Raw genomic sequence first — 12,014 nt, 5'->3', positions numbered from 1 at the left:
ACCCCCCGAGTTGCGGCTGCAAACATCAAAAGACAATCGCAGCCCTCGCGCCAGACGGCACTTTGCGTAAGAATGTCGGCCATCAACGCCTATTGCTGGAGAAACCCCATGAATGTAGTCACCACCGACCTGCCAGGTGTTCTGATCATCGAGCCCAAGGTATTTGGTGACGAGCGCGGCTTCTTTTATGAAAGCTTTAACGCCAAGGCTTTCGAAGAAGCGACTGGCCTGAATACGCAGTTTGTTCAGGACAATCATTCCCGCTCGCAAAAAGGCGTGCTGCGCGGTCTGCATTACCAACTGGAAAACACCCAGGGCAAACTGGTGCGCGTCACCGCCGGTGAAGTGCTCGACGTGGCGGTGGACATTCGCCGCAGCTCGCCGCACTTCGGCAAATGGGTGGCGGTACGTCTGTCGGCCGACAACCATCGGCAACTGTGGGTCCCGGAAGGTTTCGCCCACGGCTTCGTGGTGCTGAGCGAGTTCGCCGAATTCCTCTACAAGACCACCGACTACTACACTCCGTCGGCCGAGCGCGCCATTCGTTGGGATGACCCGGACCTGGCCATCGACTGGCAGCTGGACGAAGCGCCACAGTTGTCCGGCAAGGATCAAGCCGCCGCGTTCTTCAAGGACGCTGACGTCTTTTCCTGAAACGCTGCCTGAATCTTCACCACAACAGCGCGCCTGGCCCCAGGTGCGCAGACTGCGCCCGCAACCCTAGGCATAATGCGCCTGTACCCCCAGGCGCTCGATGCTCATGACTCCGACCCTCCCCCGCAGACCCCGCTGGCGCAGCCTGGCCCTGCTTGCCTTGTGCCTGGCGCCGTTGTTGTGGCCGTTGGAGCATCTGGCCGAGCGCTATTACCGCAGCGAACTGGCCGGGCAGAACCGTCAGACCCTCGACCTCTACGTCGCCAACCTGCTGGGCACCCTGCACCGTTATGAAGTATTGCCGCAGATCCTCGGCGATCTGCCCGCCCTGCGCGCCGTACTCGGTGCGCCTGACGATGGCGTCACCCAGGGCAATGCAAACCGTCTGCTGAAAAACATCAGCGCCCAGACCGGCGCTGAAGTCATGTACCTGATGGACACCAGCGGCAAGACCCTGGCGGCGTCCAATTGGGATAAACACGACAGTTTTGTCGGGCGAAATTTTTCCTTCCGCCCTTACTTCAGCGAAGCCATGGCCGGGCGGCTCGGGCGCTTTTTCGGACTGGGCACCACGTCGGCCAAGCGCGGGTACTTCTTCGCCGCCGCCGTGCGTGAAGGTGAGAAAGTCATCGGCGTATTGGTGGTCAAAGTCGATCTCGACCACACCGAAAGCCTCTGGGGCAAAACCCCGGAGCAACTGCTGCTCACCGACCATAACGGCGTGGTCATTCTTACCTCGCGGCCAGAATGGCGCTTTCGCTCGACTCGCACCTTGAGTGACGACGAGAACAAAGCGATCAGTGCGATCCAGCCCTACCCGACCCGCAATCCCAAGCCGTTGAAGCTCAATCCCAACGCTTGGTTGACCCAGACCCAATCAATCGCGGAAACCGGCTGGAACGTCAGCATCCTCGCGCCCCGCACGCTGATTGATCGCCCGGTGCGCACGGTCGTGGCCATCGGTGGCGCGACGCTGCTGGTGTTGATGCTGTTGCTCGGCCTGATGATGCAGCGCCGCCGCCATTACCTCGAACGAATCGCCTTCGAAGCCAAGGCACGTCGCGAACTGGAAGGCCGGGTGGCCGAGCGTACCAGCGACCTCGAAGGCCTCAACCGACGCCTGAAGCAGGAAGTGCTGGAGCGTGAACAGGCCCAGCAAGAACTTGTTCGCGCCCAGGATGACCTGGTGCAGGCCGGCAAGCTCTCGGCGCTGGGGACGATGTCGGCGAGCATCAGCCACGAACTGAATCAGCCGCTGGCGGCGATCCGCAGCTATGCGGAAAACGCCGAAGTGCTGCTCGATCATCAACGCACCGACGATGCCCGGGGCAACCTCAAGCTGATCAGCGAACTGACCGGGCGCATGGCCTCGATCATTGCGCACCTGCGCGCCTTCGCCCGCCGCGATCGCCACGCCCCGGAAAGCGTCGCGCTGCAACCGGCGCTGGACGATGCCTTGGCGTTGCTGGCCAAACGTCGCCGGAGCATGGAAGTCGAGCTGATCCGCGATCTACCGGCCGCCACCTTGTGGGTCGAGGCCGGGGAAACGCGTTTGCGCCAAGTGCTCGGCAATCTGCTGGCCAACGCCCTCGACGCCCTCACCGAAAAAGGCCCGCCGCGTAAACTCTGGTTGAGTGCCCAATCCACCACCGACGGCGTCAACCTGTACATTCGCGACAACGGCCCCGGGTTTTGCCTGGAAGCGCTGGGTCGCGCTGGCGAGCCCTTCTACACCACCAAGACCCGCACGCAGGGCCTTGGGCTGGGGCTGGCGATCTGCGACACGTTGATGCGCGCCTTCGGCGGTGAACTGTCGTTCGCCAACCACAAGGAGGGCGGCGCCCTGATTACCCTGAAGCTACGCGCCGGCGCGCCGGGTGTGAGCCTGCAACCGTCCGAGGACCGAAGTGCATGACCATCGATAACCGCATCCAGGTCGTGTTGATCGACGACGATCCCCATCTGCGTCAGGCCCTGAGCCAGACCCTGGACCTGGCCGGCCTGAAAATCCTGCCGCTGTCCGAAGCCAAAGGCGTGGTCGGGCAACTGGAGCGCGACTGGCCGGGCGTGGTGGTCAGTGACATCCGCATGCCGGGCATGGACGGCCTCGAACTGCTGACCGAACTGCACGCCCAGGACCCGGAACTGCCGGTGCTGCTGATCACCGGCCACGGCGATGTGCCGCTGGCGGTGCAAGCGATGCGTGCCGGGGCCTATGACTTTCTGGAAAAACCCTTCGCCAGCGACGCCCTGCTCGACAGCGTGCGCCGCGCCTTGGCCTTGCGCCGACTGGTGCTGGACAACCGCAGCCTGCGTCTGGCCCTGAGCGATCGCAATGAATTGAGCACCCGACTGGTCGGGCAGTCAGCGCCGATGTTGCGCCTGCGCGAGCAGATTGGTGCATTGGCAGCGACCAAGGCCGATGTGCTGATCCTTGGCGAAACCGGTGCCGGTAAAGAAGTGGTGGCGCGGGCGCTGCACGATCTGTCGAGCCGTCGTAACGGTCCGTTCGTGGCGATCAACGCCGGGGCCTTGGCCGAATCGGTGGTGGAAAGCGAGCTGTTCGGTCACGAACCCGGCGCCTTTACCGGCGCGCAAAAACGCCGCATCGGCAAGTTCGAATTCGCCAACGGCGGCACGCTGTTTCTCGATGAAATCGAAAGCATGAGCCTGGATGTACAGGTCAAATTGCTGCGCATGTTGCAGGAGCGTGTGGTCGAGCGCCTTGGCGGTAATCAGCTCATTCCGCTGGATATCCGCGTTATCGCCGCGACCAAGGAAGACCTGCGCCAGTCCGCCGATCAGGGCCGCTTCCGTGCCGACTTGTATTACCGGCTGAACGTCGCGCCACTGCGCATTCCACCACTGCGCGAACGCGGCGAAGATGCGTTGATGCTGTTCCAGCATTTCGCCGACGAAGCCAGCGCCCGCCACGGTTTGCCGCCCCACGAACTGCAACCGGGGCAACGGGCCCTGCTGCTGCGGCACTCCTGGCCGGGCAACGTGCGCGAGTTGCAAAATGCTGCCGAGCGCTTCGCCTTGGGCCTGGAACTGGCGCTGGATAACAGTGCGCCGGACGGCGGCGTCAGCACCACGGTGGAAGTGGTCAGCGGTGGGCTGAGCGAGCAGGTGGAAAACTTCGAAAAATCCCTGATTGCCGCCGAACTGGCTCGCCCCCACAGCTCGGTGCGCAGCCTCGCCGAGGCCTTGGGCATTCCGCGCAAGACCTTGCACGACAAGCTGCGCAAGCATGGGCTGAACTTCGCCGACAGCGGCGCCCACAGCCACACTGACGAGCTCGATTGAGCTACCGTCAAATCATCACTTCCCAACAAGAGACCCGTGAATGAGCCGCGACAGTCGTCACCTGGAATCCGTTCTCCATCGCGACATTCCCCTGACACGGGAGATGGGCGTGAAAGTGCTCGACTGGCACGATCAGCAACTGCGCCTGCACTTGCCGCTGGACCCCAACGTCAATCATAAAAGCACCATGTTCGGCGGCAGCCTGTACTGCGGCGCGGTGCTGGCGGGCTGGGGCTGGCTGCATTTGCGTTTACGGGAAGAGGGCATTGAAGACGGGCACATCGTGATTCACGAAGGACAAATCAACTATCCGCTGCCGGTGACCAGCGATGCTGTCGCGATTTGCCAAGCGCCGAGTGCGGTGGTCTGGAAGAAATTTCTGGCGATGTACAAGCGCTATGGCCGAGCGCGGCTGGCGCTGCATTCGCGGGTTGTGAATGTGGGGACGGAGGAAGATGCGGTGACGTTTACCGGGCAATATGTTTTGCATCGGTGAAGCAAAGATCGCAGCCTCGTTTCACTCGACAGCTCCTACAGGATGCGCGTTTCTCTGTAGGATCTGTCGAGTGAAGCGAGGCTGCGATCTTTTGATCTTTCAGCCCCAAACCAACCCCAACAACGCCTACAGGATGCGTGTTTCTCTGTAGGAGCTGTCGAGTGAAACGAGGCTGCGATCTTTTGATCTCTCAGCCCCGAGCCAACTCCAACAACTCCTACAGGATGCGCGTTTCTCTGTAGGAGCTGTCGAGTGAAACGAGGCTGCGATCTTTTGATCTTTCAGCCGCGAGCCAACTCCAACAACTTCTCACGCCACGCAGCCTTCGCCGGCAACGCCAAAAAGAATTCATTCAGCAGCGATTCCCGCGCCGGATAACAAAACGGCGCACCGCTCAAATCCAGCACTTCACCGCCCGCCCCTTCCAGCACACCTTGTGCCGCAGCGGTGTCCCACTGGGAGGTCGGTGCCAGGCGCGGATAACAATCTGCCGCCCCTTCCGCCAACATGCAGAATTTCAGCGAACTGCCGAAATTCGCCAGTTGCAGCTCACCCAGACTGGCACTCAACCCAGCCAGCAAGCGCTCCTGCTCAGGGCTGGAATGCCGACGACTGGCGACCACGGTAAACGCCTCGCCCGCCGCCGGCACTTCGCGCACCTGAATCGGCAACGGCGTTGCGCCTTGATCGCCACGCCACGCACCCAACCCGGCGCCACCGACATAGAAGCGGCCATTGGTCGGCATCGAAACCACACCAAACACCACGCGGCCCTGCTCGATCAGCGCGATGTTGACGGTAAATTCTTCACTGCCGGAGATGAATTCCTTGGTCCCGTCCAACGGGTCCACCAGCCACCAGCGCTGCCACCCGGCGCGCACGCTCTGGGGGATGTTGGCGTCTTCTTCGGACAGTATCGGGATGCTCGGGTCCAGCGCAGTAAGCCCGTCGACGATCACATGGTGAGCCGCCAAATCAGCGGCCGTGACCGGTGAATCATCGGACTTGGCGGTCACCGCCGTGCCGGTGCGCCAGAACGGCAGGATCGCTTCACCCGCCTTCAATGCCAGTTCAACCACCGGCGCCATCAACGGATGGGGGAAATTCAAACTCATGGCAAAAACACCCCACGCTGGGTCAGTAAGTCTCGGGCCAGATACAGCGCCGCCAAGGCACGGCCCTCGGTGAATTGCGGGTTCTGGGCCAGGGCCGACAGTTCGCGCAGGTTGACCTTGTCCACCCGCATTGGCTCGGGCTCATCACCTTCAAGGCTTTCTTCGTACAAGTCTGTGGCCAATACCACCTGAATCTTCTGGCTCATGTAACCGGGCGACAACGACAACTCGGTCAGATGCTCCAACTGCCGCGCGCCATACCCGGCCTCTTCCTTGAGCTCCCGCTCGGCCGCCGCCAGCACGTCTTCGCCAGGCTCGATCAAGCCTTTGGGCAAGGACAATTCATATTCATCGGTGCCGCCGCAATATTCTTCGACCAGTACCGCGTGGTCGGCATCGAGCATCGCCACAATCATCACCGCGCCATACCCGGCGCCTTTGCCGACCAAACGCTCGTACGTACGCTCCACGCCATTGGAAAAGCGCAGCTTCAGCTCTTCGACGCAGAATAAACGGCTGGTGGCGACAATCTCGCGGGCGAGTACGGTGGGTTTCTGGCGCATATAAGGCTCCTTGGCGTAAGCGCGTTACTATACAGGCTGTTTGAAAGCTGCTGCGCTCGGGATTGCTGCGTCAAAAACAGGCTCGGACGAGTCATTTACAGCTGTAAACTCCCCGTCCGAACCTGTTTTTTCCTTGCACTCCCTTCGCTCGCGACGCTTTCAAATCAGCCTGTGCCCCGGCCTATCCTGATTGTTTACCTCGGATATCTTTTTTACCGCTGGAGAAGTTTTTTATGTCCCTGCTGCCCTGGCGCGACATCGACACCGTTTTGCTGGATATGGACGGCACGCTGCTGGACCTGCACTACGACAACCATTTCTGGATGGAACACCTGCCCCAGCGTTATGCCGAGTTGCACGGGGTGAGCCGGGCCATGGCCGAGATGGAATTGCAGCCACTGTTCGAACGTAACGCCGGCCAGTTGCAGTGGTACTGCCTGGACTTCTGGAGCGCCGAGCTGAAGATCCCGGTGCGCGAGCTGAAACTGGAAACCGCGCACCTGATCGCCCTGCGACCGGATGCGGACACCTTCCTGGCGGCGATCAAACAGGCCGGCAAGCGGGTGGTGATGATCACCAATGCTCATCGTGATTCGCTGTCATTGAAGCTGGAGCGGATTGAACTGGCGCCGTATTTCGAGCGTTTGATCAGCTCCCACGACTACGGGTTTGCCAAAGAGAATCCGCAATTTTGGGATGCGTTGCAGGCGGACATCGGCTTCGATCCGGCGCGTAGCCTGTTTATCGATGACACCTTGCCGATCCTGCGCAGTGCGCGGAATTTTGGCGTGGCGCATCTGTTGGCCGTGAGCGAGCCGGACAGTCGCAAAGGACCGAAGGACACGGCGGAATTTGCGGCGGTGGGGGATTATCGGGAGTTGATTGCAGGGCTCTAGACCGCGCCGCCTGCTTCGCGGGCAAGCCTCGCTCCTACAGGATTTGTGTCGTACGCACATTACGACACCGACACAAAACCTGTAGGAGCAAGGCTTGCCCGCGAAGGCCATCACACCGTCTTAAGTCTTATTCGGGAATCCGCAACGACTGCCCCGGATAGATCTTGTTCGGATCCTTGAGCATCGGTTTGTTGGCCTCGAAGATTTTGTTGTACTTGTTGGCATCGCCATACACACGCTTGGAAATGGCGCTGAGCGTGTCGCCCTTCTCCACCGTGACAAACTTCGCTGGTGTGGCCACCGGCCCAGTCACGGTGATCTGGTCATCCACGCCGCTGATGCCGGCAACGTTACCGAGGGCCAGCAGGATTTTTTCTTTCTCTTCCTGACTGGCGGCTTCGCCCGTGGCAATGATTTTCTCGCCTTCGACCTTCACTTGAATTTTGGAAGTGTCGATACCCGTCAGTGCATCCTTCACATGCTTGGTCAGCGCCTCGCTATTGGCTTCGGCCTTGTCCGGCGTCAGCGCATCAAGGATTTTTTCTCCGGCATCTTTTAAAAAGCTGAAAAGGCTCATCGTTTTCTCTCCATGGGATAAGGGTCCAGACGCAAAAGACTAGACCAGACTCCTGAAGCCCGGTTCCCAGCCGACCAATGACCCCATCCCGCGCAAGCGCTAGAATCGCAAACCCTGCCCGCGCCCTGGAGCGAAGATGGACATCAAGCAGCTCAAATTCCTCATCGCCCTCGACGAAACCCGACACTTCGGCCAAGCCGCCGCGCGCTGCCACATCACCCAGCCGACCCTGTCCATGCGCCTGCGCAGCCTCGAAGAAGAACTCGAGTTGCCGCTGGTCAATCGCGGCCAGCGCTTCGAAGGCTTCACCGCGCCGGGCGAGCGGGTGCTGGCCTGGGCACGCACGGTGCTGGCGGCTTACGACGGTTTGCAGGCCGAAGCCGCTGCGTGTCGCGGCAATTTGGTAGGTACGCTGCGCCTGGGCGTGGTGCCGCTGTCGAGTTTCGATCCGCTGCCCTTGATGCAGCGCTTGCACACCGAGCACCCGAACTTGCGCTTCGAACTCTCGGCCCTGAGTTCCGAGCAGATCCTCGAACAACTGGCAAACAATCGCCTGGACCTCGGCGTTTCCTACCTGGAACGTCTGGATGGTGAGCGCTTCGATTCCCTGGCCTTCAGCGAAACCCGCATGGGCCTGCTCTACGATCAGCGTTTTTACAACTTTGGAGAGGCGCCGCTCAGTTGGGAATCACTGATCGAACTGCCCCTGGGCATGCTCACCAGCGGCATGCACTTTCGTCAGTCCATCGACCACAATTTCCACAGTCGCGGGCTGACTCCCCAGCCGTTGCTGCAAACGGATGCGGTCCATCAATTGTTACAAGCGGTTCACGGTGGGTTCTGTTGCGCGGTGATGCCGCTGGACAGCGGTCTGGAAAACCTCACCGACCATCTGCGCCTGCACCCCATCGAAAACGCGCAAACCCTTAGCCGGCTGGGGCTGATCATGCGTCGCAGCGCCCCACGCTCAGCATTGGCGGAGGCCTGTTTCGCGATCTATCAGAAATCGCAGAGCGAGTCTTGATCGACGGCATCTATCGGTAGATCAGTAATAGCGATTAGACGCGACAAGTTGACGCGCATAGGCTTAGAGCTGATCAAACCGTCGGTGAAGTCATGAACGCCAAGCGCCCTGCAAGCGCGGCGCCCGCACTCGAAACGCCCGCGCCCGCCGCCAGCCAGACCTACAGTTACAGCGACCTTCAATACACCGAATCGGCCAGCACCGCGCTTGCCGAGGAAGTGGCGTTGGCGATCGCGTACAACGGCATCAGCCAGGCCGTGATGCTGGTCACCCCGACGGACCTTGAAGACTTCATCGTCGGTTTCAGCCTCGGCAGCGGCATCATCGAAGACGCTACCGACATCTATGACCTGCAATTGACCGGCGAAGGTTCGGCGCAATATGCGCAAGTGACCATCGCCAATCGCGCCTTCTGGAACCTCAAGCAGCAACGTCGGCAACTGGCCGGCACCAGCGGTTGTGGACTCTGTGGCGTGGAAGCGGTCGAGCAGGCCTTGCCCGATCTCAAAGTATTGCCCGGCGCCCCGCTACCACCCGCTGAATGGCTCGACGGTTTGCGCCAGCGCATCGGCGCATTCCAGCCGCTGGGCCAACATTGCGGCGCAGTGCATGCGGCGGTTTTCATGAGCGGCCAGGGCGAGTTGCTGCTGGGTCGCGAAGACATTGGCCGGCACAACGCCCTCGACAAGCTGATCGGCGGCTTGATCCGCCAGAACATCCCGACTGCTGGCGGACTGGCGATTGTCACCAGCCGTTGCAGCCTCGAATTGATCCAGAAAGTGCTGCGCGCAGGCATTCAGACCCTCGTCAGCCTGTCGTCGCCCACGGGCCTTGCCGTGCAATGGGCCCGTCGTCACAACCTCAATCTCATCCACCTGCCGCAAAAAAGTGCGCCGCGGGTCTACAGCCCTGCGTTGGAGAATCAAGCGTGAGTCAACACAATCAAGCCGACCAGAAACCCGTTCCGCGTTACAAGCCTTACAAAGGTCCGGCCGGTGGTTGGGGCGCGCTGGCCAGCGTTGCCCGGGCCTGGTTGACCAGCGACAACGCGCTGAAAAACCTGCGCATGATGCTCAAGACCAACAAGAACGGCGGGTTCGACTGCCCCGGTTGCGCTTGGGGCGATTCCAATGAGGCCGGCATGGTGGCGTTCTGCGAGAACGGCGCCAAAGCGGTGAACTGGGAAGCGACCAAACGGCGCGTCGATGGTGCGTTCTTCGCCAAGCACAGCGTCACGGCGTTGCTGGAGCAAAGTGATTACTGGCTCGAGTACCAGGGCCGTTTGACCGAGCCATTGAGCTACGACGCTGAAACCGATCGCTACAAGCCGATCAGTTGGGAAGCGGCGTTCGCCTTGATCGCCAAACATTTGCAGGGCCTGTCGAGCCCTAACCAGGCCGAGTTCTACACCTCGGGCCGCGCCAGCAACGAAGCCGCGTACCTGTATCAATTGTTCGTGCGCGCCTTTGGCACCAACAACTTCCCCGACTGCTCGAACATGTGCCACGAGGCCAGCGGTGTGGCATTGGCGCAAAGTGTTGGCGTCGGCAAAGGCACCGTGACCTTCGACGACTTCGAACACGCGGATGCGATTTTCGTCTGGGGCCAGAACCCCGGCACCAACCACCCACGGATGCTTGAACCGCTGCGCGAAGCAGTGAAACGCGGTGCTCAGGTGGTGTGCATCAATCCGCTCAAAGAGCGCGGCCTGGAACGTTTCCAGCACCCGCAACACCCGATCGAAATGCTCACCAACGGCGACAAGCCGACCAACACCGCGTACTTCCGTCCGGCATTGGGCGGCGACATGGCGATCATGCGTGGCATGGCGAAATTCCTGCTGCAATGGGAACGCGATGCGCAGAAGGCCGGTGAACCTGCGGTGTTCGACCACGACTTCCTGAATGAACACAGTGCCAACGTGCTGGAGTACCTCGGCATCGTCGACGACACCTCGTGGGAGCAGATCGTCGAGCAATCCGGCCTGCCTCTGGTGGAAATCGAGCGAGCGGCGCGGATGTACGTCAAAGGCAAGAACGTGATCATGTGCTGGGCGATGGGCATCACCCAGCATCGCCATTCGGTGGCGACCATCCAGGAAATCGCCAACCTGATGCTGCTGCGCGGCAACATTGGCCGGCCGGGCGCCGGTCTGTGCCCGGTGCGTGGCCACAGTAACGTGCAGGGCGACCGCACGATGGGCATCAACGAGCGTCCGCCGGTGGCGTTCCTCGATTCACTGGAACGCCGCTTCCAGTTCAAGGTGCCGCGTGAAAACGGCCATAACGTGGTCGAGGCGATTCACGCCATGGCCGAGGGTCGCGCCAAAGTCTTTATCGGCCTGGGCGGCAACTTCGCACAAGCCACCCCGGACAGCCCGCGCACTTTCCAGGCCCTGAGCAATTGCGACCTGACCGTGCAGATCAGCACCAAGCTCAACCGTAGCCATCTGGCCCACGGTAAAGAAGCGCTGATCCTGCCGTGCCTGGGCCGTACCGACATCGATATCCAGACCGAAGGCCCGCAAGCGGTGACGGTCGAAGACTCGTTCAGCATGGTTCACGCCTCCAACGGCCAGTTGCAGGCACTGTCAAACCAGATGCGTTCGGAGCCGGCCATCATCGCCGGCATCGCCGCCGCGACCCTGGGCAGCAAACCGGTGGACTGGAACTGGCTGGTGGCCGATTACGACCGCATCCGCGACCTGATCGCCGACACCATTCCGGGCTTCCGCGACTTCAACGAGCGGGTCAAACACCCGGGCGGTTTCTACCTCGGCAACAGCGCCGGCGCGCGCAAGTGGAACACGCCGTCGGGCCGGGCCAATTTCCGGCCGAACGCCCTGCCGAAAGATCTGGTGCACGAACGCACCCGCGCTACGGGCGTGTTGCCAGACCTGATCATGCAATCGTTGCGCTCCCACGATCAGTACAACACCACGATTTATGGTCTGGACGACCGTTATCGCGGGGTCAAGGGTCAGCGGGATGTGTTGTTCGTCAACGAGGCGGACATCATTCGCCTGGGCTTTAAGCCAGGTCAGAAGGCGGACATCGTTTCGATCTGGGATGATGGCCGTGTGCGTCGGGTCAAGGGTTTTACGTTGCTGGCGTTTGATATTCCTGCCGGGCAGGCTGCGGCGTATTACCCGGAAGTGAACCCGCTGGTGCCGCTGGAAAGCACCGGGGATGGCAGCCATACGCCGACGTCGAAGTTTGTGGCGATCCGGTTGGAAATGGCCAGCGAGACAGGTTTGATTTTGGCCAAGTCGGCGTAACACGACAGCAGGTCCGGCCTCTTCGCGGGCAAGCCTCGCTCCTACAGGTTTAGAGTCGTTCACGAGTGATGTGAACGACGTTACCCTGTAGGAGCGAGGCTTGCCC

Annotated in this window: 11 protein-coding genes; 8 read left to right on the top strand and 3 right to left on the bottom strand. The window is 61.1% G+C overall.

All coding sequences use genetic code 11. The features are described 5' to 3' along the window. Positions 1-108 precede the first annotated feature (108 nt). The 4 genes from rfbC to ACIOYV_RS27420 all read left to right on the top strand — a co-directional run bounded on the left by rfbC (position 109) and on the right by ACIOYV_RS27420 (position 4,456). Positions 109-654 carry a dTDP-4-dehydrorhamnose 3,5-epimerase gene (gene rfbC / locus ACIOYV_RS27435; protein ID WP_401328764.1) on the top strand — a complete coding sequence of 182 codons (546 nt, stop codon included), beginning with the start codon at positions 109-111 and terminating at the stop codon, positions 652-654. 106 nt (positions 655-760) lie between these two features. Beyond that, a complete protein-coding gene (locus tag ACIOYV_RS27430) occupies positions 761-2,569 on the top strand; it encodes an ATP-binding protein (RefSeq protein WP_401328761.1) in 1,809 nt (602 codons plus the stop codon). Beyond that, positions 2,566-3,960: a sigma-54-dependent transcriptional regulator gene (locus tag ACIOYV_RS27425; RefSeq protein ID WP_401328758.1), complete on the top strand. Its 1,395-nt coding sequence runs from the start codon at positions 2,566-2,568 to the stop codon at positions 3,958-3,960. Before ACIOYV_RS27430 ends, ACIOYV_RS27425 begins: the two co-directional genes overlap by 4 nt. A gap of 40 nt (positions 3,961-4,000) precedes the next feature. Further along, a complete protein-coding gene (locus tag ACIOYV_RS27420) occupies positions 4,001-4,456 on the top strand; it encodes a YiiD C-terminal domain-containing protein (RefSeq protein ID WP_401328755.1) in 456 nt (151 codons plus the stop codon). Positions 4,457-4,737: 281 nt separating this feature from the next. Here ACIOYV_RS27420 and cysQ read toward each other — a convergent pair whose 3' ends face one another. Further along, entirely contained in the window at positions 4,738-5,571 is an 834-nt protein-coding gene (gene cysQ, locus ACIOYV_RS27415; protein ID WP_163907747.1) for a 3'(2'),5'-bisphosphate nucleotidase CysQ, read from the bottom strand. Beyond that, complete coding sequence (gene nudE / locus ACIOYV_RS27410; RefSeq protein ID WP_054047735.1) at positions 5,568-6,134, bottom strand: ADP compounds hydrolase NudE; 567 nt, start codon at positions 6,132-6,134, stop codon at positions 5,568-5,570. The genes cysQ and nudE overlap by 4 nt, the downstream gene beginning before the upstream one ends. 233 nt (positions 6,135-6,367) lie before the next feature. Between nudE and yrfG the strand changes: the two genes are divergently transcribed. Continuing rightward, positions 6,368-7,030 (top strand): GMP/IMP nucleotidase, encoded by a 663-nt coding sequence (yrfG, locus tag ACIOYV_RS27405; protein ID WP_401328751.1) that lies wholly within the window; start codon positions 6,368-6,370, stop codon positions 7,028-7,030. A 127-nt stretch (positions 7,031-7,157) separates the two neighbouring features. On the opposite strand, the gene lysM is transcribed toward yrfG, so the two are convergent. Next, positions 7,158-7,607, bottom strand: a complete 450-nt coding sequence (gene lysM / locus ACIOYV_RS27400) for a peptidoglycan-binding protein LysM (RefSeq protein WP_054047738.1) — start codon at positions 7,605-7,607, stop codon at positions 7,158-7,160. Between the two features lie 136 nt (positions 7,608-7,743). Between lysM and ACIOYV_RS27395 the strand changes: the two genes are divergently transcribed. The 3 genes from ACIOYV_RS27395 (at position 7,744) to ACIOYV_RS27385 (ending at position 11,908) form a co-directional block, all read left to right on the top strand. Beyond that, positions 7,744-8,631 (top strand): LysR family transcriptional regulator, encoded by an 888-nt coding sequence (locus ACIOYV_RS27395; protein ID WP_401328748.1) that lies wholly within the window; start codon positions 7,744-7,746, stop codon positions 8,629-8,631. A 92-nt stretch (positions 8,632-8,723) separates the two neighbouring features. Continuing rightward, positions 8,724-9,563, top strand: a complete 840-nt coding sequence (fdhD, locus tag ACIOYV_RS27390) for a formate dehydrogenase accessory sulfurtransferase FdhD (protein ID WP_401328745.1) — start codon at positions 8,724-8,726, stop codon at positions 9,561-9,563. Then, positions 9,560-11,908, top strand: a complete 2,349-nt coding sequence (locus ACIOYV_RS27385) for an FdhF/YdeP family oxidoreductase (RefSeq protein ID WP_290026696.1) — start codon at positions 9,560-9,562, stop codon at positions 11,906-11,908. Before fdhD ends, ACIOYV_RS27385 begins: the two co-directional genes overlap by 4 nt. The last annotated feature ends 106 nt before the right edge of the window (positions 11,909-12,014 follow it).

Source organism: Pseudomonas sp. NPDC087342, from assembly GCF_044744265.1.
In the GTDB taxonomy this organism is placed as follows: domain Bacteria; phylum Pseudomonadota; class Gammaproteobacteria; order Pseudomonadales; family Pseudomonadaceae; genus Aquipseudomonas; species Aquipseudomonas nunensis.
This window is presented reverse-complemented; position numbering and strand designations above follow the sequence as displayed.